Here is a 19,605-nt window from a genome sequence, read left to right as displayed (position 1 = left end):
TCGTTCCCCTCAGCCCAGGCGGGCCGCAATCCACTGCTCGATTTCCTGAGAATCCCAGCCAACTGCGCGCAGACCGATGCGCCGTGCCTGCGGGAACTTGCCGGCCTTCATCAGGTTGTAGATGTGTGCCCTCTTGAAGCCGGTGCGGCGCTCCACTTCTTCACGACGCAGGATGAGTCGCTCAGTACTCGGAAGGGGGAGGTCTTGTGCGGGATGGGTCTGCCTGGACATTGTGATCACTCCTTGGCGCCGGGTGGCGCATGCTGGGTTGTGATCTGTAGCAAAGCGGGTATTGGCCAACGGTAAACCGTAATGGCGGTACGGCTTACCGTATTGGCGGTGAACAGCGATATTTTTCAGTTTCTATTCAGACTGCGCCTTGCCGCGGCAAATTTTCGCTCGAGTGTGCGTTCGGTGATACCAAGCCGGCCACGGTGGTGGGCGACGATTGAGGAGATGATCGAAGTTTGGTTTCTGAAACTCGAGTAGGGTTTTCCGGAAGGGGAGTTTGAAAGCAGCAGATGGAGAAGAGAGCCGATAATGTTCAAGTGCGTCGTTTCGCTACGATCACTGGCCTCAGCAGGCTGATTACTGATCTGCGCCATCAACAGGCCTTTCGCCTGCTCAAGCTCGGCATTCTGAGCCAATAGCAATCGATAGGATTGCTGATGCTCGGCAACTTTGTTTTCGAGGGCCTCCCGATCGGCCTGCAGCACCTGGAAGGATTCGAAGCTGATGGCCTGATGCGTGGTGCGCTCAATGGCGTCGAAAAGGAATGTCGGCTTCTGGTCCGGGTAGTAGTGTGCCATCCAGGCTTTCAGATCGGTATGGCGTATAGTCAGGCAGCGTGTTTCCACTGGTGTTTCCGGCTGCACAGTAAGGCCCAGACAGCCGAAAGGCAGTTCTCCGCTCTGGATCGCATCCAGAATTTTCTCAATGTTGGCACCCAAACAAGGCCATTGTGGAAAAGCCTGCCGGCAGGACCATGGAGAGTCCAGCTTGGCAAGCAGTATCTCATCTTCAAAGGCCAGTAGTTTGCACCAGCGAAGAGCGGCTTCGATAGGGTAGTAGAAAGTCTTGGCGTCTGGGTTGTATGGTGGGTTCCTATACATGTTACTGATTCCATGCTGTTTTATGCGCGTGTTCAATGGCATAGTCATGCTGTGCCCACGGCATAAGAATTACTCCTGGTGATCGCCCCCACAGCCAGTGCTTCCAAAGGCGGAGAGAATTTCTTGCTATGCTCTCTGCATGAGAAGCCCTTGTAGGGCAGCTAATGCCGTTCGCTACGGAATGCTCACGGACTAAATGTTGCTAGTTCCGTGCTCTGCGACAGGCTTGTATAAATGTAGCGCTTCCTGTGGGATGGGCAGTATTTCAAGTCGTGATAGCTATGAGGTTTTTTCGTTTTGACAAGCAGTCAACAAAATAAGATGGCTTTTTTGGAGGGGGCCGGGCTGTCACTGGCAGATCGGCACTAGGTTCTGTACGAAAAGTCCGAACGGGTAGAATCGGCGCCATGACAGGCTGGAGGCCCGCATGGCAAAGCGCTACGAACTCCCGGATGCAGCTTGGGAGCTGATCGCCGATCTGGTTTCCCCCGAACAGAAGATGGGACGACCTCGCAGTGATGACCGACTGATGCTCAACGGCATCCTCTGGATCATGTGTTCAGGTGCAGCCTGGCGCGACCTGCCAGAGCGGTTCAGTCCATGGTCGACGGTATATCAGCGCTTTCGTGACTGGCGGGACGACGGCACGTTCGACCGAGTACTCTGAGCGTTTGCACATCTGGCTGAATCAGGAAGGCTTGATCGATCTGGATACCTAGGGGCTGTTGACGTTTCACATGGGTAGCCATAGGAACCCGCAGGCAATGGCTACCATGTTCTCGTAATTTCGCTTCAGCTTGTCGTATCGGAACGCCACGGCCCGGTAGTGCTTCAGCCGCGCAAAGGCGTTCTCGACCAGATGCCTGTAGCGATACAGCCCCCTGTCCAAGTCGGCATTGCCCCTGATCGAGTTGCGCTTTCTGGAGATCACCGGTCGGGCGCCCTGCGTCTCGATCTGTTCGCGGATGCGCTCACGGTCATAGCCCTTGTCCGCTACGATCACCTCGGCAGACGGCAGCTGTGCAATCAGCTCGGGAGCTGCCGTGCAGTCGTTGATGTCGCCTCCGGTGATCTCGAAAGCCACAGGCAAACCATGCGCATCGACCGCCAGGTGTATGACCGGCGCGGCTTTTGCCGATCGCCTCAGGCTGACCGCTGGCAGCACTGGCGCTGTGCTGATGGGCCTTTACATAGGTGCCGTCGATGAATGCCCACTCAAAGTCAGGCTCCTCGAGCAAAGCGTTGAAAACGTTGAGCCACTTGCCGGCCGCCGACCAAGGGTTGAATCGTTTGTACACAGAGTTCCAGCACCCAAAGGCACTGGGCAGGTCTCTCCAGGGGCAGCCCACGCGCATCCGGTAATGTATTCACTCAACCGCCATCCGCATATCTGGCTTGTGGTAAATCGCTTGCTGAAGCTGAATTTTTTCCAGCTTCGACCAAGCTCGTCACTGAGCATCAATCGGGGCATTGCAAACCCGCAGAATTGGTGTAGGAACCTCAATTCTGCGGGTTTGCTTCTCTTCCTCAAGACTTCCAGCGCGAAACGTCCACAGGCCATAAGCCATCAAGACCCAGGGCGGTGAGGATTTCTAGGGCTCGCTTCCCGGTTAATCGCAATGCTGCTCCGCTTAGGTGAGCAGCATTGCACCACAGGTCTTCTACGGTAAATTACATTCAGATGTGACGTAGAGAACCCGTATCACAACCAGGTTCCGCCCTGGCGTTCATCTGGCTCGTTGAGATCGCTAGCGTCGAAGCCGTGGATCCAATCGAGGTGATGCAGCATGGCATCATGTGAGGCAAGACGTGCATCGCGCCGATCCCTCTCTTCACCCGGTGGCAAGTGCAACATATCGCCAGTGGTCACGGACGCATACACAACCTTGCGCGCCCGACCACGACGCAGTCGCTCGTAACGTTCAAAGGTTTCTGCAATCGACGCGGAACCCGCAGCGGCAATGCAGTCAGCTAGGACCACGGCATCCTCGATCGACTGGTTGGCACCCTGTCCATGGTGCGGTACTAGGGAGTGTGCGGCATCACCGAGCAGCGTTACCCGACCTTTGCTCCAGCGGCCAAGGGTCATGCGATAAACCATGCCCCATCGCTGATTGACTGTCTTCAAGGTGTTCGAAGCGATCATCTCAAGGAGAGCGGGATGCCAGTCCTTGAAGAGGCGCAATTGTTCACCGTCGCCTGTAGGTGCGGTCGACTGTTTTAGTGGCCAGGTCGTCGGGGTGCGTTCAACGAGAAAGAAATTGATGTCTCCTTTCCTGTCTCCGCCGATCGGGTAGTGAAGGCAGTGGCCGGACTCACCCATCCAGAATTGAATAGCGGTCGGATCAGGCATGCTCGGTAGTTTATCGATTGGCACGATGCCGCGAAACGCCGTGTACCCCGCGTATATGTAATCTTCATAACCGAGCATCAAGTTTCGTACAGTGGAACGCACCCCGTCAGCGCCAATGACGATATCGGCTTCCGCTTTGCTACCGTCTTTGAAGTTCAGCACTACGTGCTCGCCAGTATCATCGATATTTACTAGGCGTTTATTCAGGTGAATGCGTTCCATACCCACCTTGGTGGAGAGAATCCTTTGCAGCTCGGCCCGGTGGATGCCGAGATAGGGGCCGCCGAAAAGGTCTCGATACGTCTGCCCCCCGGCGTGCCTGCCGATTTCACGGCCAGTCTTTCCGTCCCGGTAGATCAAGGCAGAAATTTCAAACGCAGCCTCGTCAAACGCCTCGCCCAAACCCCAGTGGTTATAATAAAAACGCGTGGCATTGGCGGATAATGCGACCGCGGCACCCACCTCACGCAATTCCTCCGCTTGCTCGTATATATCAACGTCGATACCGTGGTGGCGCATCGCAATCGCAAAGGTCAAGCCACCGATACCGCCACCGACCACAGCAATGCGGCGTATTTTATTGGTTTCTTTTTCATTCATAATGATTATCTCTTTCTTATTAGGTGTGGACGAAAATTGAGATAGCGCGAATGACATCATGCTGGGGCATGCAACAAGGGGCGGTTAGTTACAGCGTCTCATGTAGTTGCGTGAGAGTCCGCCCTGACTACGCATCCCTTTTATGATGCGTTGGGCGAACAATAGAGAATGGTGATATATAAGTAAATAAATTATGTGCTATAACCATCATCACCAGTGTGAATGTTGAGAAGAAAGCATGCAGCTGCACTCGCTCTTTACCAGTGCTGGCTGAACTCGATCAACTGGTCGACCACATAACGGACCTTGGGCCTCAGGTGCGAGGTCTTCGGCCAGAGTGCGTAGATGTCCACCGGATCGGGCTCCAGTTCGGCCAGCACCTCCACCAGTCGTCCGTCGGTGAGGTGCTGGCGGAACAAGTAGAGCGGCATCTGGCACAGGCCCAGGCCAGCCAGGGTGGCGTCGATCATGGCGGCGCCATCGCTGAACTGGTGGCTGGAGGGCGGGGCAAAGCGGATGTTCTGGCCCTCGCTGCAAATGCGCCAGGACAGGGGCAATCCACGCCTGAAACCGACGATGCAGTCATGCCGCTCCAGGCTGTGTAGGCCGTCGGGATAGCCCTGTCGTGCAAGGTAGTCGGGTGAGCCGCAGATGACCCAGCGCTGGCTCGCTAGCTTGCGCGCCACCAGATTGCTCTGGTCGCCGATTTCCCCGAAGCGGATCATCAGGTCGACCCCTTCCTCGATGGGGTCGATCAGGTGATCGTTGAAGGAGAGGCTCAACTTCAGAAGTGGAAACTGTTTGGCCAGTGACAGCAGCATCGGCATGATCACCTGCCGGCCGAAGGCCACAGGCATGTCCACGCGCAAGCGGCCGGCTGGCTCGCTGGCCCTGGGGCCGAGGCTGTCTTCGGCGCCCTTGATTTCATCGAGTGCCGCCGCGCAGGCGGCGAAATAGGCTTCGCCGTCGGCAGAGAGGTGAATGCGCCGAGTTGTGCGGTGGAATAGCTGGGTCCCCAGCCGTTCCTCCAGTCGGGCGATTGCCTTGCCCACCGCCGACTTGGAGACGCCAAGATGCTCGGCGGCCTCGGTGAAGCTGGAGGAGCGGGCGGCGGTGACGAAGGTGATGACCCCGTTCAGCGATTCGATCTGAATCATTCGGTGTTCTTCTGTTGACTTATTTTCTACTCATTTAAGAACTTCTGCCTGTTTATCTGATTATTTGTCAACTATAGCATGATCTCCCATCTGGACTGGCGCCTTGGAACAAGGGCCACTCTTCGATAGCCCACCTATCATCGGAGTCATCAATGACCATTGCAGACAAGCAGAAACACGCCCTGATACTTGGCGCATCGCGAGGCCTCGGCCTCGGGCTGGTTCAGAAATACCTAGAGCAAGGCTGGAAAGTCGTGGCGACCGAGCGCGCTCCGGGGCCGGATACCCGTCTGGGGCAACTGGTCGAGAAATCCGCTCAGGCACTGCGTGTGGAGCCGCTCGACATCAATGACCAGAAGCAGATCGAGCAGCTTGCCGAGAAGCTGAAAGGTGCCGCTTTCGATCTGCTGTTTGTGGTTGCCGGCGTGAGCGACGATCCGCAGCAGCTGTCCAGCCAGATCAGCAACGACGAGTTTGCCCACCTGATGCTGACCAACGCCCTCAGCCCCATGCGAGCGCTCGAAGCCTTCAGCGCCAATGTGCCGGCCGATGGGGTCGTGGCTGTCATGTCTTCCGCCCTGGGTAGCGTCAGCAACAACACCGAGGGAGGCTACGAGTCCTATCGCGCCAGCAAGGCCGCGCTGAACTCGCTGCTGCGCAGCTTCAGCGCGCGCAAGAAGGATGAGCGGACCTACATTGCCATGATGCCGGGCTGGGTACGCACTGACATGGGAGGCCCAGACGCTCCCGTTTCGGTCGAGGAAAGCACTGACGGCATGGCCAAGGCGATTGCCGCACGGCAGGGCAACGCTGGCGTGTTCTTCATCGACTTCCATGACAACGAAATCACCTGGTGATGGCCGGGGCGCTGGCATTTCCCGTATCGATCAATGGTTCGAAGCGGAAGCGATCAGCACCCATGGGGCGCAGAAGACCTCCGACCGGCGCCATCTAAATCCCGTTTCAATAAATGCGCCGCGTCACGGGACCGGAATCATTCACCACCGAAAACGAAGGCAAACCATGCGCGATGTAATCGTCAACATCTTCAATCTGAGTCTCGAACCTCAAAACTTCCCGGCCTTCAAGGCGCTGGTCGCGGAGATCGTCGAAGCCACCCGTCAGGAGCCGGGTACCCTGACCTACGAGTACAGCGTGAGCAGCGACCAGCGTTCGGTTCACATCATCGAACGCTATCGCTCCGAAGGGCTGGTCTCGCACATCGACCAGACCTTCGCTCCTTTTGCCAAGCGCTTCCTCGACCTGGTGACGGTCACCGACCTGGTTGTCTACGGCAACCCGGACGCCGAAGCGCGTAAACGCCTGGATGGCTTCGGTGCGGTCTACATGACCCCATTCGACGGCTTCACTCGCTGAGTGATGCGGGGCAGGGCGGATACGACCTGCCCCCTGAAGCGACATCCGAAGTTGCGGCCTGGCCGACGCTATCCTTGACCGCCTGATGCACAACGCCATTGGATCCAGCTCAAGGGCGAATCGATGTGCAAGCAGACGAGTAAATTGACGCCATCAGGCACCTCTGGCTGACAATGCCACCCTGCGTCGCTGCGCTGCGCTGCGCCTGCCCGGCCGTATGGTGTGGAATCCATACTCTCCCGGTGGTGGATTACTCAAGCTTCAGAAGTGGTCGTAGCCACTGGACGAAATCGCTGACTTCTTCACTGATGACTTCGTGACCCATTTCATAAATGTGGGTCTGATGGGGGACCCCTAAGCGTTCCAGCCATGCATCTGCCTGCTCGGCCCAGCTCAGTGGGAGTTTGTCGTCATGCTTCCCGTGAGCAACGAAGGCGGACAAGGAGCGCAAAGCTTCCCGAGGGGCAATGTGTGGCTCCAGCTCCGGCAGTATCCGACCGCTGAGCAGGCCGAAGCCCGCTACACAGTTGGGGGCGCTCAACCCGACACTGGAACTGAGGATGCCGCCCTGGCTGAAGCCGGCGATGACCGTCGGCATCTGGGGTTGCACTTGGATGAAGCGCAGCAACCGATTACGGCTTGCCTCCGCTTGATCTGCCTGGATTCCCGGCCCTGTACTGGTGAAGTTGACCTGGAACCAGGCAAAGCCCTGTGGGGCGACCTGTAGTGGCGCGCGCAGCAGAATTAGCTCCAGTGCGGGCGGAAGGAAGGGTAGGAGCCCAGCAAGGTTGCTTTCGTTGCCGCCCACGCCGTGAAGCAGCAGCAGGCGCGCGCGAGGAGTCTCGGAATTGGTGGCGAGTCGGTAGTACAGACCGGATTGCGGCTCATGCTGCAATTCAGAGAATGCGGTGTCTTGAGTCATAGCGATATCGTCTCGTGTGCGAAGGGCTGCTGGGACGGGTGCTGAACAGGTAGCTGTCCATCGCCAGCACGCCATACGTCAACCTCATGTCGCCAAGCATGGCAGGGCGCGGATCAACAGGCTGCTATAGAAAGGAACTCCCGGCATCGCTGCCGATCTCGGCCACCCTTGGCGATTGAGCCGACCCACCGAATGACCGGCGTTCACTACGGGTCCGAAGATGACCATTCAGGAGTCCTTGTCGGGCCCGCCGAACAGTTTGCCCGCCCCCGCCCAATCACTGGGGGCAATATCTTCGAAGATAACGTAGATGTAGTTCGGGTCAGTGCCGGTGTTCTTCACGATGCTTTCGGTGATCTCGGCCGCTACCGCCTGCTTGGCCGCATGGTCCTTGCCTTCAAACCAGCTCACTCGTACAACGGGCATATTGGCATCCTCTGAGAACATGATTAAGGGGCATTGCGGTAATCGCGTTGCCAAGTGCAGCCCGGCTTCCAGAGCCGGACGTTCGACCGGGGGGCCGATCGAATTCCGCTCAGCGCATCAGGAACCCATGCAGGTCTGAACTGAATTTCAATGGGTTCTTCAAGGCCAGGAAGTGGTCGCCATGATCCGCTTTCGAGTACACGAACAGCGAAGCGTCGGGAATGACTGAGGCCATCCAGCGCTGACTGTGAAGCCAGTCGCTGTACTCGCCCGAGAAAATCGCAGTCGGTGCGTCGATCTTGCTGCGGATGACGTCGCGCCAATCATTGGTCGCATGATCGAACAGCACCTGACCGGTATAGCTCATGTCATCGATGATGATGGACTGGGCGAACGCCAGGGCATTTGCGTAGTACGGCGAATCCATCTGCGTTGCGTGCTCCAGAACCCTGGTGCCGGAAATCAGCATGTTGACCGGCTTCATCTGGGTATACGAGGCAATCATGCGCTCCGGGGATGAAGTGAAAGCTCCGGCGTCCAGGCGCTCCTGTTCAGTCCAGTCCGCGTGGCAGTAGATCGAGGGGGCCTGATCGATAAAAGCCAGCTTGCGAACGCCCTGGGTACCGAACAGGTCGATATATGCCCACAACACCGAGGCGCCCATGGACCAGCCACAGTAATGTGCCTTGTCCAGATGCAGATGCTCGGCGAACTCCTTGAGATCCATGGCAATACGTGAAATCCGGGTGCCGAACGACACGCGCTGGGACAGCCCCTGATTGCGGACATCCAGTACATGGACGCGGTAATGCCGACTCAGCAGAACCATCAGGTAGACGTACAGCGCCCCGTTGGCCGACCAGCCGGGGATGAACACTAGGGGTTCACCTTCACCGGCCACCCAGTAGGCCAGCTCCACGTCATCGCTGGTGCGGAAGCGACCGATCTGCAGCCCGCCGAAATCCGACAGTCGCGTCGGTTGGCCCTCAATGGCACGCGGGAAGGTGAAGTCCGCCCCCAACACGGAAAGTGCCGAGACGGGTGCAACGTGTTCGAACGTTCTCAAGTCTGGTACCTGTGTGGGCGCAAAGGACGCGCATTCAAGCCGATCGCCCAAGCCCCTGCTCGAATGTCAGTTCATTCAATACTTGAAAGCAAAAGGGATAAATATCCAAAATGGACCGACATTCAAAACAGGTTGTTTGCAATGGACCGACTGTCCAGCATGAATGCCTTCGTAAAGGCGGCGGAATTGGGATCGTTCAGCGCCGCGGCGGAAGTGCTGCAGATTTCGTCGCAACTGGTGGGCAAGCATGTCCATCATCTGGAGCAACGCCTCGGTATGCGGCTGCTGAACCGCACTACGCGGCGCCAGAGTCTCACCGATTTCGGACGCTCATTTTATGAGCGCGCAAAAATCATCCTCGCCGAAGTGGAGCACGCCGAAAACCTCGCTGCGGAGGCTCAGGCGTCACCCAGTGGGCGCTTGCGCATCAACGCTCCGGTGAGCTTCGGTATGCAGCAGTTGGCAGTGCACCTGCCCGAGTACATGAAGGCGTTCCCAGAGGTCAGTGTCGAGCTGACGTTGTCCAATCGTACTGTGGATTTGATCGACGAAGGCTACGATGCGGTATTCAGGGTCGGCCAACTGGCCGACAGCGGGCTAATCGCCAGGCCTCTCGCTCCCTACAGACTCGTGCTCTGCGCCGCGCCGGACTATCTGGCGGCTCATGGCCCTTTGAATACGCCATGGGACTTGCAGACACATGAGTGCCTGGGTTTCGCGCACACGGAGTTGCGCACGCAGTGGACCTTCGACGGTCCAGACGGGTGGATCGTGGTGGCTGTCTCAGGGCGGCTGATGGTCGATCATGGGGAGCCGCTGCTGTGCGCCGCATTGGCGGGGCTGGGAATCTTGCTTCAGCCCCTCGAACTGGTTCGCAAGCACCTGGCGACGGGCGAGCTGGTTGCGCTGCTGCCGGACTATCAGGTGCCGACTCGGCCCTTGCACATTCTCTATGCCCCGGATCGCCGCATCACTCCGAAACTGCGCAGCTTCCTTGACTTCGCCATAGCCACCTTCGGCCAGGAGGCGTAGCGGCCGTCCCTGGCCAATGCCGTTGTTTGGCGACTGCCGCATATCGGAAGGAGCAGCCGGCCCCGGTGGCCGGGCTGTCGCAGCGGCATCCAGGGCCAGCGCTATTCGAGCAGATCCTCGATGGATTCGGCCGCCAGCTGATACGAGCGGCAACGCGCGGTGGGGGTGTAGATCCTGGCGTCGATCATCAGTTCGTTCGCGCCCGTGGTGGCAATGAACTCACGCAGCCAGGCCCCAACTTCGCGCTTATCCCCGATGGCGGTGCAAGCCATCGCCTGCGCCAGTCCCTGCAATTCGAAGTTGGACAGGCGCGCCATGTAGCCATCCTCCGGCTGCGGCAACGGCCCCGGCACACCGTTGTGCAGGTTATTCACCCAATGGCGATGCGAGCTGGCGATGTACTCCGCTTCGTCGTGGGTCTCGGCGGCGATGACGTTCACCCCGGCGATCACGTAAGGCTGCTGCAGATGCTCGCTGGGCCGGAAGTTGGTCCGGTAATGGGCGATCGCCTGCATCAGGAAACGCGGAGCGAAATGCGAAGCGAAGGCGTAGGGCAGACCGAGCTTCGCCGCGAGATCGGCACCTTGCAGGCTGGAGCCAAGAATCCACACCGGCACATCATGGCGACCGGGTAAGCCCCGTGCCTCCTGTCGGCCGTTGTTGGCCAGGTAGTCCATCAGTTGCGTGACGTCGGTAGCGAAGTCGCGCTCCGAGGCGTCGCCGCGCATCGCCCGGATGCTCGGGCCGGCAGATCCCGGTGCGCGTCCGACGCCCAGATCGATGCGTCCCGGGAACAGGGTCTCCAGCGTGGCGAACTGTTCCGCGATGACCAGCGGTGAATGGTTGGGCAGCATGATCCCGCCAGCGCCGACCCGCAGTGTCGATGTCGCCGCCGCCAGGTGCTGAATGATCAGGGTCGTGGCGGCCGAGCCGATACCCGACAGGTCGTGGTGCTCCGCCACCCAGTAGCGCCGGTAGCCATGTTTTTCCACGTGGCGGGCGAGCAGGGCGGCCTCTTCGAGCGAATGGGCCAGCCCTTTGCCTTCGCCGATCATCATGAGGTCGAGTACAGAGAGTGCGGTCATGGGGTCTCCATTTTTCAAGGATTGAACAAGGGGATGAAGGGGGCGCTCGACGCTCATTGCCCGCCGGCGAGCGGAGCCCACTGAGGGTGACGGCTCAGGCGCTCCTGCATCTCGCGGATGGTCGCCAGGGAGCGTTGCAGCTTCAGATAGACGTCCCCGCAGTAGTCCCAGCCCAGCAGCCCGATGCGGCCGCGGTAGCCCATGCGCGACAGCGCGGCGAGCAAAGCGAAGTTGTCCAGTTCGCCGCGGTCCGGGGGTTCCATTGTGGCCACGCCGCCCCAGCCCAGAGGTGAAAGCGCTGAGCCGGACGTGGTCACCTGCATCAGCCAGGGCTGCATTGCGCACAGACGCCCTTCGAGGTCGCCTTCCTCGCTGGCATACCAGTGGTAGCCATTGAAGGTGGCCCCCAGCTGCGGGTGATCGAAGTGCTGGCAGATAGCGACGACCTGCGAAGTGGTTTCCGTAACGTGATGGCGGTGCGGGTACAGCGCCAGGCGCAGGCCGCGCCGCTCGACAATCGGCAGCAGGCTTTCGATCACCCGCAGGATCGCCGGCTCGCCATTGAGCGAGGACTGCACGGCGAGCTCGATCAGCTCCACGCCTTCGACGGACTCGACGATTCGCCGCAGCATGGCGTCGTTGCGCCCCTCGTGCAGAACCAGGTATAGCGCCGCGATGTCCAGTCCGTGCTCGGTCTTGACGCTGGGCAGCAGCGACAGATCGGTCAACGGCTGCCCACCCCATGCCGCAACCGTGATCGCGTCGTAGCCGATCTCCGCGAGCATTTCGCACTGCGAGCGGAAGCTGTAGACGCCCATCGATGTGTAGAAGAAGGAATCCAGCGCGTGAATCGGTAGTTTCATGGAAAGGCTCTCTCGCGCTTTGGGGTCAGTACGGCAGCTGGTCCATCACCGCCCAGTGGGGGTGGTGCAACAGGCGACGCTCCATGGACCTGAAGGCGGTCAGCGAGCGACGCAGGTTGCCGTAGACATCGCCCCCCATGCTTTCCCAGCCGAGGAAGGCGTAGCGGCCCTGATAGCCACGCCGCGTCAGTGCGCCAAGCAGCACGAAGTTGTCCATCTCCCCCTCGTCCAGGGGTTCGATGGTGGCGGCACCTCCCCAGCCCAGCGGCGACAGGCGGCAACCGGCGATGTTCACCTGCCTGAGCCAGGGCCAGAGCGCGTCCAAGCGCTGCTCGAGCGCTTTCTCCTGGGTTGCGTACCAGTGGTAGCCGTTGAACACGATGCCCAGGCGTGGATGGTCGAACTCCTTGCACAGGGAGATGGCCTCGGAGGTGGTCTGCATGCCGTAGCGTATGTGCGGGTAGAGCACCAGCTCGATGTTCCGCCGCTCGCAGATCGGTAGCAGCCGATCGAGCATCCGGCGATCGGCATCCGTGACGGACTCGCCGGAATGCAGGGCCAGCTCGATAGAGCCGCACCCCTCGACGCTCTCGAACAGCCGAACCAAGCGCGACTCAAGGCCTTGGCGGTAGATCGCGTAGATGGCCCCGACGTCCAGCCCCCAGCGCTCCTTGACCCGTGGCAGCTCGGCCAGCTCCTGGCTCCACCAGGACACCGTCAACCCCTGATAGCCAAGCTCGGCCAGCATTTCGCACTGTGCTGCCAAGGGATAGCTACCCAGGCGGGTCTGGAAAATGAAGTCCATGGCGTGTGCGGGGTGGTTCATCACGGCGCCTCCATCTGCGCTGGGGCAAGGCTTGCGGGGTGGCCGATGGGGAAATGGGGCAGGACGTATTCCCCCAGCTCGTCGATGACCTCCGCGGCAGGCCTGCGCTGGGGCTTGAAGTTCAGCGCAACGTGGCAGACGCCCTGATCCTGTTGGCGCCGCCACAGGTCGATGAGCGTATTGCGCCCGGCCCGCATGACGCGCCCGGGCTGCAGCGGCAGGTTCGGATCGCGGTCCAGGTCGAAGAAGGTGCCGTAGCCATAGGGCTTGAAGGGCATGCCGGCGCAGGCGGCTCGCCATTGGTTGACGATATCCGGAATGCGTGCCGGGTCGGTCAGGTACCAGAGCACGCCGTCAGCGTGATTGGCGATCCACTCCATGCACTGTCCGGCCATGCCGATCACCAGCGTCGGGAGCCGGGCGGCACGCGGCTTGGGAAGCAGATCCAGGCTGCCGTCGAGCTGTCCGTAGAACCGCGAGACATGCATGGGCCATGTTTGCTCCGTGGCCGCCCGCAGCATGGCCAGGGCATCGCGAAAGCGTTCGGCGCGGTTGTCGAAGTCGCGGCCGAACGCCGGATATTCGCTGGTGCGGTCACCGGTGGCCAGGCCGAGAATGAAGCGGCCACCCAGCAATTGGTCGATGCTCGTCGCCTGTTTGGCAAGGATCAGCGGATCCCTCAGCGGCAGCACGATGCCGGCGGTACCGATGGCGATGTGCTTTGTCACCGCAGCCAGGTAGCCGGCGTAGACCAGGGGGTCCAGAAGCTGGCCGAGGTCGCCGAAGTTTGGGTCGTAGAACGGGACATCGCGTAGCCAGATCGCCGAAAAGCCCGCCTCGTCGACCTTTCGGGCCATGTTCTGGTGGTCGGCGAGCGTCGGCCAGGGAGTGTCGGGGTAGCTCTCGAGCGGTGCGATGAAGCCGAAGGTCAGTTGCCCTGGCTGAAAGATCCGGGCATAGCCGCGGTGCTCTGCGAGTTCCGGCGGCAGCGCGGTGAGTGGGCGTATGGAGTTCATGGTTGCCTCGTTTCGATACCGTCGGCCTGCATATCCAGGTCACGGGAAGCGCGACTATAGGGGGCACACCTTGAAAGAAAAATAAGCTAAAGTTCCGATCATTTCGGAATCTTGGGAATTAATGTGAGCTCCCGAATGGACCATCTCGGCGCCCTTGGCGCTTTCGTCCAGGCCGCCGAAACGCGCAGCTTCACCGAGGCGGGCAGGCGCCTGGGGGTGTCCTCCTCAGCCATCGGCAAGGCGGTGGCGCGCCTGGAGGAGCGCCTGGGCGTCAGGCTCTTCCATCGCTCCACGCGCGCCATCACGCTGACCGCCGAGGGCTCGCTGTTCCTGCAGCGATGCCACCGTGTCTTCGCCGAGCTTGAGGTTGCCGAGCGCGAGCTGACGCAGGCAGCCGGCAAGCCGCAAGGCAAACTGCGCATTAGCCTTCCGCAGTTGGGCGTGCGTCTGATGCCTCATCTGATCGCCTTCCAGCAGGCGTATCCCGCCATCGAACTGGAGCTGGACTTCAGCGACCGCCTGGTGAACGTGATCGAGGAGGGCTTCGACGCCGTCATGCGCATAGGTGAGGTACAGGACTCGCGCCTGGTCATGCGTGCGCTGAGCGGCTTCAGTCATCGGCTGGTAGCCGCTCCGTCCTACCTTGCCCGCCACGGCATGCCTGCGCATCCGCTCGAACTCGCGACTCACGCCTGCCTGCACTATCGCTATCCCACAAGCGGCAAGCTCGATCCCTGGCCGCTGGTGGAAAGGGGCGAGCCGCTGCACCTCGACCTGCCCCAGACCGCGGTCACCAACGCCATCGACCCCTTGCTGGCAATGGCCGAGGCAGGGCAGGGGATAGCCTGTCTGCCGGACTTCGTCGTCGCTGAAGCGATCGCCAAGGGAAGTCTGCTCGCACTTCTGGCCTCGTACGTCGAGGATCGCCGCACGCTCTGCATCCTCTGGCCCTCCAGCCGTCAGCCCTTGCCGAAGATAAAGGCGTTCGTCAATTTCATCGCCCAGCGTCTGGCGACGCCAATGGCCTGATGGCAGTGGCCGCGCCGGCGGATCGGCACCGCCGGTTCGACTGGGGTATCACCCAGCGCCGTCTACAAGAGCTGCCGGTTGATGAGCTGCCCCCGTTGCCAATCCGGGGGCAAGCTGGCTGCGCAAGATCACTGCCTCCCGCATCGCTCCGGCCTAATCGACGCTCAATCCGAAAACAGCTCGAACATCAGCTGCCGCAACCAGCGGTTGGCCGGGTCTTTGTGGTACTTCGCGTGCCAGAACATGTTGATGGCGATTTCCGGCAGGGCCACGGGGAGGGGCAGGGTGGTCAGGCCGAAGGGCTCCACGCAGCAGTCGGCGAAACGCTCGGGCACGGTGGCGAGCAGCTCGGTGCGCTGCAGGATATGGCCGACGGCGACGAAGTGCGGCACTTCCAAACGGATGTCGCGCCGGATGCCGGCCCGCGTCATGTGGGTGTCCACTTCGCCGTGGCCGGTGCTGGCGGCGATGACGCGCACATGGCCGTAGGCGCAGAAGCGCTCCAGGGTCAGGGGCTCGCGGGTGGCCGGATGGTCCTTGCAGCACAGGCACACGTAGCGGTTGTGGAACAACCGGCGCTGGAAGAAGCCGGCCTGCAGGTTGGGCAGCAGGCCCACGGCCAGGTCCACGGTGCCGTCCTGCAGGGCCTGCACCATGCTCACAGAACTGTCGCGCACGGTGCTGATCACGCAACGGGGCGCCTGGCGAGTGAGCGCATCCATCAGCCGGGGCATGAAATAGATCTCGCCGATGTCGGTCATGGCCAGGGTGAAGGTGCGCTCACTGGTCAGCGGGTCGAAGCGCTCCTGATGATGGAGGGCTTCGCGCAGGGTGTGCAACGCCTGGGCGACGGGTTCGGCCAACTGCGCAGCGTAGGGGGTGGGCTCCATGCCCTGGTAGGTGCGCACGAAGAGGTCGTCCTGCAGCGCGGTGCGCAGGCGCTTCAGGGCGTTGCTCACGGCAGGCTGGGTCAGGCCCAGGCTCTCCGCGGCGGTGGAGACGCGTCGGTCCACCAGCAACTGGTTGAATACCACCAGCAGGTTCAGATCCAGGTCACGCAGTTCCATGGAGCCTCGCTCGGGTCATCGCCTACGCCCCGCCGGGGTGGCGGGAACATTCACAGTACTAATAGTCTGTATGGTGTTTGGTGCATTTATCAATAGAGCTGGCTTCGCCATGATAGGTCCTACCCAAACAACAAAACCATCACGGGTACCCGCATGAACAACAACAAACCTGCCTTGCGCATCGGCATCATCGGCGGCGGCATTTCCGGCGTCGGCCTGGCACTGGATCTGTGCCGCCATTCCCATCTCCAAGTACAGCTGTTCGAGTCCGCGCCGGCGTTCGGCGAGGTAGGTGCCGGCGTGTCCTTCGGCCCCAACGCGGTGCGCGCCATCGCCGGCCTGGGACTGGGCGAGGCCTATCTGCAGGTCGCCGACCGTACGCCGGAGCCCTGGCAGGACGTGTGGTTCGAATGGCGCCGCGGCAGCGATGCCGGCTACCTGGGGGCCAGCATAGCTCCCGGCGTAGGCCAGTCCTCGGTGCACCGGGCGGACTTCCTCGACGCGCTGGTCGCCCACCTGCCCGAAGGTATCGCCCAATTCAGCAAGCGCGCCACCCAGGTCGAGCAGCAGGGCGATGAGGTGCGGGTGCTGTTCACCGACGGCACGGATTACCGCTGCGACCTGCTGATCGGCGCCGACGGCATCAAGTCCGCGCTGCGCAGCCATGTGCTGGAAGGCCAGGGGGTGGCGCCGCAGGCGCCGCGCTACACCGGGACCCGCGCCTATCGCGGGATGATCGACAGCCAGCGCCTGCGCGAAGCCTATCAGGCCCACGGCATCGACGAGCACCTGGTGGACGTGCCGCAGATGTATCTGGGACTCGACGGCCATATTCTGACCTTCCCGGTGAAGCACGGTCGCATCATCAACGTGGTGGCCTTCATCTCCGACCGCAGCCAGCCGGAGCCGACCTGGCCCGCGGATGCCCCCTGGGTGAGCGAGACGAGCCAGCGCGAGATGCTCGACGCCTTCACCGGCTGGGGCGACGCCGCGCGCGTCCTGCTGGAGTGCATCCCAGCGCCAACTCTCTGGGCACTGCACGACTTGGCGGAGCTGCCAGGCTACGTGCACGGTCGGGTCGCCCTGATCGGCGACGCCGCCCACGCCATGTTGCCGCACCAGGGCGCCGGCGCCGGCCAGGGGCTGGAGGACGCCTACTTCCTCGCCCGCCTGCTGGGCGATGTGAGAGCCGATGCCAGCAACCTCGCCGAGCTGCTCGAAGCCTACGACGCCCTGCGCCGCCCCCGCGCCTGCCGCGTGCAGCGAACTTCCTGGGAGGCCGGCGAACTTTACGAACTGCGCGACCCGGTCGTCGGTGCGAACGAGCAGGCGCTGGGGGATGTCCTGGCGACCCGCTTCGACTGGCTGTGGAACCACGATCTCGATGCCGACCTGGACGCGGCCCGTGCGCGTCTGGGTTGGGAAGCCATGAGCGCCTGCGCCTGAGACGACGGCTGCCCATTCCGGGGGCGCACCAGACGGCGTCCCCGGCTCAATAACAATGACAAGAAGAGCCATACCATGCGTACGATCGATGCAGGAGCCCTGCTGGACGGGGCGCGCTTCAATGCCTTTCACATGCGTGTACTGTTCTGGTGCGCGCTGATCATCATTTTCGACGGTTACGATCTGGTCATCTACGGTGTTGTGTTACCTGCGCTGATGAAGGACTGGGGGTTGACCGCACTGGAGGCTGGCCTGCTGGGCAGCTGCGCGCTGGTGGGGATGATGCTGGGGGCGCTGTTCTTCGGCCCCCTGTCGGACCGCATCGGGCGGCGCAAGACCATCATGACCTGCGTGATCCTGTTCAGCGGTTTCACCGTCATCAATGGCTTCGCGCGCAGTCCCGAGGAGTTCGCCCTGTGCCGCTTTCTCGCCGGACTCGGCATCGGCGGGGTGATGCCCAACGTGGTGGCGCTGATGAACGAATACGCGCCGAAGAAGCTGCGCAGCACCCTGGTGGCGATCATGTTCAGTGGCTACTCCGTCGGCGGGATGCTCTCCGCCGGGCTGGGCATGCTGTTGATGCCGAACTGGGGCTGGCAAGCGGTGTTCTTCGTCGCGGTGATTCCGCTGCTGGTGCTGCCGCTGCTGGTACGCCAGTTGCCTGAGTCGCTGAACTTCCTGTTGCGTCAGGGGCAGGTGGAGCGTGCCCAGGGACTGCTGCGCCGGGCGGTGCCTGACTACCAGCCCCGCTCGGGAGACCAGTTGAGTCTCGCCACGGGCAAGGCCGCCAAGGGCTCGATCCCGCAACTGTTCCAGGAAGGCCGCCTGCTCAACACCCTCATGCTCTGGCTGGCGTTCTTCTGCTGCCTGCTGATGATCTACGCCCTGAGCTCCTGGCTGCCCAAGCTGATGAATGCGGCCGGCTACGGGTTGAACTCCAGCCTGGCCTTCCTGCTGGTGCTCAACTTCGGGGCCATCTTCGGCGCCGTCGGTGGTGGCTGGCTGGCGGATCGCATCGGTCTCGGACGGGTGCTGCTGGGCTTCTTCGTCGGCGGCGCGCTCTCGCTCAGCTTGCTGGCGCTGAAGTCGCCGCTGCCGGTGCTGTACCTGCTGATCGGCATCGCCGGCGCCTGCACCATCGGCACGCAGATCCTCGCCAATGCCTGCACGGTGCAGTTCTACCCCGCGCACATCCGCTCCACGGGGCTGGGCTGGGCCATGGGCATCGGCCGCATCGGTGCCATCATCGGTCCGCTGCTCGGCGGTGCCCTGCATGCGGCGTCGATGCCGCTGCAGGTCAGCTTCCTTGCCTTCGCGGCGCCGGGCGTGGTGGGGGCGATCGCCATCGGGGTGTTCCTTTGGCACCGGCCGGGCCGGTTGCCCTGCCCCGACGTGACGGTAGCCAAGCCGCTGGAGCCAACCGCGGGCTGACCTTCGCCTCCTCGCCGGGCGGGCCTTCCGGCAACGGTTGGCCCGTCGTCTGCCAGTTCGTTCCGTTGCTGCCATCTTGCCGACCGTGCGTCTGGCAGGACGGCAACCCACACCCTGCGTGCCGCCACCGACGAGAGGCAGCAGGGTACCCAGAAAACATAAGAACAAGAGAAAACTATGATCCAGCAGCCGAAAACGCAGCGCCTCGCGCTCGCCATAGCCCTGGCCACGCCTCTGACCTCTCACGCCGCCGACGGCGGTTTCATCGCAGACTCGACCGCCACCCTGACCGCGCGCAACTACTACTTCAGCCGCGACTTCCGCGACGTGCCTGCCGCCGCCCAGTCCAAGCAGGAGGAGTGGGCCCAGGGCTTCATCCTCAACTTCAAGTCCGGCTACACCCCGGGCCCGGTCGGCTTTGGCGTCGATGCCATCGGACTCTTGGGCATCAAGCTGGACGGCAGTGCGGACCGCGCCGGCGCACTGGGCACCGGCCTGATGCCGCGCCACACCGATGGCGAGCCGGCCGACGAGTACAGCCGTGCCGGGGCGGCGCTCAAAATCCGGGTGTCGAAGACCGAGCTGAAGGTCGGCGAGCTGCAACCCAACCTGCCGGTGCTGACCTTCTCCGACATCCGCCTGCTGCCGCCGTCCTACACCGGGGCGAGCGTCGTCTCCCAGGAGTTCGCCGGGCTGACCCTGCAGGGCGGCCAGATGCGAGCCATGAGCCATCGCGACGAGGCCGGTGATGACGCGATGTCGCCGTGGATCGGCCGCCGAGCGGTGCTGGCGGTGAG

General features: G+C 61.8%; 19 protein-coding genes and 2 pseudogenes. 8 read left to right on the top strand and 13 right to left on the bottom strand.

Annotation, left to right across the window (positions count from 1 at the left end):
* Positions 1-9: 9 nt before the first annotated feature.
* Both BM297_RS17180 and BM297_RS17175 read right to left on the bottom strand, forming a co-directional pair.
* Positions 10-231: an AlpA family transcriptional regulator gene (locus tag BM297_RS17180; protein WP_092433727.1), complete on the bottom strand. Its 222-nt coding sequence runs from the start codon at positions 229-231 to the stop codon at positions 10-12.
* A gap of 125 nt (positions 232-356) precedes the next feature.
* Positions 357-1,112: a hypothetical protein gene (locus BM297_RS17175; protein WP_092433725.1), complete on the bottom strand. Its 756-nt coding sequence runs from the start codon at positions 1,110-1,112 to the stop codon at positions 357-359.
* A gap of 427 nt (positions 1,113-1,539) precedes the next feature.
* Between BM297_RS17175 and BM297_RS17170 the strand changes: the two are divergent.
* Positions 1,540-1,828: pseudogene (locus BM297_RS17170) on the top strand (transposase); the annotation flags it as partial.
* A 17-nt stretch (positions 1,829-1,845) separates the two neighbouring features.
* On the opposite strand, the pseudogene BM297_RS17165 reads toward BM297_RS17170, so the two are convergent.
* The 3 genes and pseudogenes from BM297_RS17165 to BM297_RS17155 all read right to left on the bottom strand — a co-directional run bounded on the left by BM297_RS17165 (position 1,846) and on the right by BM297_RS17155 (position 5,222).
* Positions 1,846-2,583: pseudogene (locus tag BM297_RS17165) on the bottom strand (IS5 family transposase).
* A 231-nt stretch (positions 2,584-2,814) separates the two neighbouring features.
* Entirely contained in the window at positions 2,815-4,065 is a 1,251-nt protein-coding gene (locus BM297_RS17160; RefSeq protein WP_092433723.1) for an FAD-dependent monooxygenase, read from the bottom strand.
* A gap of 257 nt (positions 4,066-4,322) precedes the next feature.
* Positions 4,323-5,222, bottom strand: coding sequence for a LysR family transcriptional regulator (locus tag BM297_RS17155; protein WP_092433721.1), 900 nt, complete (start codon positions 5,220-5,222; stop codon positions 4,323-4,325).
* A 152-nt stretch (positions 5,223-5,374) separates the two neighbouring features.
* On the opposite strand from BM297_RS17155, the gene BM297_RS17150 reads away from it, so the two are divergent.
* Entirely contained in the window at positions 5,375-6,079 is a 705-nt protein-coding gene (locus tag BM297_RS17150; RefSeq protein WP_092433720.1) for an SDR family NAD(P)-dependent oxidoreductase, read from the top strand.
* A gap of 166 nt (positions 6,080-6,245) precedes the next feature.
* Positions 6,246-6,599, top strand: a complete 354-nt coding sequence (locus tag BM297_RS17145; RefSeq protein WP_092433719.1) for a putative quinol monooxygenase — start codon at positions 6,246-6,248, stop codon at positions 6,597-6,599.
* 250 nt (positions 6,600-6,849) lie between these two features.
* On the opposite strand, the gene BM297_RS17140 is transcribed toward BM297_RS17145, so the two are convergent.
* The 3 genes from BM297_RS17140 to BM297_RS17130 form a co-directional block, all read right to left on the bottom strand.
* Positions 6,850-7,521 carry an alpha/beta hydrolase gene (locus tag BM297_RS17140; RefSeq protein ID WP_092433717.1) on the bottom strand — a complete coding sequence of 224 codons (672 nt, stop codon included), beginning with the start codon at positions 7,519-7,521 and terminating at the stop codon, positions 6,850-6,852.
* Between the two features lie 228 nt (positions 7,522-7,749).
* The gene (locus BM297_RS17135; protein WP_090348245.1) at positions 7,750-7,947 is read right to left on the bottom strand and encodes a tautomerase family protein; all 198 of its coding nucleotides are present in this window, start codon (positions 7,945-7,947) and stop codon (positions 7,750-7,752) included.
* Between the two features lie 109 nt (positions 7,948-8,056).
* Positions 8,057-9,013: an alpha/beta fold hydrolase gene (locus BM297_RS17130; RefSeq protein WP_245768286.1), complete on the bottom strand. Its 957-nt coding sequence runs from the start codon at positions 9,011-9,013 to the stop codon at positions 8,057-8,059.
* A 141-nt stretch (positions 9,014-9,154) separates the two neighbouring features.
* Here BM297_RS17130 and BM297_RS17125 point away from each other — a divergent pair, with 141 nt between their 5' ends.
* Positions 9,155-10,045, top strand: coding sequence for a LysR family transcriptional regulator (locus BM297_RS17125; protein ID WP_092433715.1), 891 nt, complete (start codon positions 9,155-9,157; stop codon positions 10,043-10,045).
* A gap of 101 nt (positions 10,046-10,146) precedes the next feature.
* Here the strand turns inward: BM297_RS17125 and BM297_RS17120 are convergent, their stop codons facing one another.
* From BM297_RS17120 to BM297_RS17105, 4 genes are read right to left on the bottom strand one after another with little or no spacing between them, the layout of a single operon-like run.
* Positions 10,147-11,130 carry an LLM class flavin-dependent oxidoreductase gene (locus tag BM297_RS17120; protein WP_092433713.1) on the bottom strand — a complete coding sequence of 328 codons (984 nt, stop codon included), beginning with the start codon at positions 11,128-11,130 and terminating at the stop codon, positions 10,147-10,149.
* Between the two features lie 53 nt (positions 11,131-11,183).
* Complete coding sequence (locus BM297_RS17115; protein ID WP_092433711.1) at positions 11,184-11,993, bottom strand: sugar phosphate isomerase/epimerase family protein; 810 nt, start codon at positions 11,991-11,993, stop codon at positions 11,184-11,186.
* Between the two features lie 25 nt (positions 11,994-12,018).
* On the bottom strand, positions 12,019-12,819 hold the full coding sequence (locus BM297_RS17110; protein WP_092433709.1) for a sugar phosphate isomerase/epimerase family protein: 801 nt from the start codon (positions 12,817-12,819) through the stop codon (positions 12,019-12,021).
* A complete protein-coding gene (locus BM297_RS17105; RefSeq protein ID WP_092433707.1) occupies positions 12,819-13,835 on the bottom strand; it encodes an LLM class oxidoreductase in 1,017 nt (338 codons plus the stop codon). Before BM297_RS17105 ends, BM297_RS17110 begins: the two co-directional genes overlap by 1 nt.
* A 135-nt stretch (positions 13,836-13,970) precedes the next feature.
* Between BM297_RS17105 and BM297_RS17100 the strand changes: the two genes are divergently transcribed.
* Positions 13,971-14,864 (top strand): LysR family transcriptional regulator, encoded by an 894-nt coding sequence (locus BM297_RS17100; RefSeq protein ID WP_092433706.1) that lies wholly within the window; start codon positions 13,971-13,973, stop codon positions 14,862-14,864.
* Positions 14,865-15,028: 164 nt separating this feature from the next.
* On the opposite strand, the gene nahR is transcribed toward BM297_RS17100, so the two are convergent.
* A complete protein-coding gene (nahR, locus tag BM297_RS17095) occupies positions 15,029-15,931 on the bottom strand; it encodes an HTH-type transcriptional activator NahR (protein WP_092433704.1) in 903 nt (300 codons plus the stop codon).
* A 153-nt stretch (positions 15,932-16,084) separates the two neighbouring features.
* Between nahR and salA the strand changes: the two genes are divergently transcribed.
* The 3 genes from salA to BM297_RS17080 all read left to right on the top strand — a co-directional run.
* On the top strand, positions 16,085-17,377 hold the full coding sequence (gene salA, locus BM297_RS17090) for a salicylate 1-monooxygenase (protein WP_092433702.1): 1,293 nt from the start codon (positions 16,085-16,087) through the stop codon (positions 17,375-17,377).
* A 75-nt stretch (positions 17,378-17,452) separates the two neighbouring features.
* A complete protein-coding gene (locus tag BM297_RS17085) occupies positions 17,453-18,808 on the top strand; it encodes an MFS transporter (protein WP_092433701.1) in 1,356 nt (451 codons plus the stop codon).
* A gap of 177 nt (positions 18,809-18,985) precedes the next feature.
* Positions 18,986-19,605, top strand: a 620-nt coding sequence (locus tag BM297_RS17080; protein ID WP_139231078.1) for an OprD family outer membrane porin, incomplete at its 3' end; no start/stop codon positions are given.

This window comes from Geopseudomonas sagittaria, from assembly GCF_900115715.1.
GTDB classification, from domain to species: Bacteria; Pseudomonadota; Gammaproteobacteria; order Pseudomonadales; family Pseudomonadaceae; genus Geopseudomonas; species Geopseudomonas sagittaria.
Note: the sequence above shows the minus strand (reverse complement) of the source record. Positions and strands in the feature narration are given on the sequence as shown.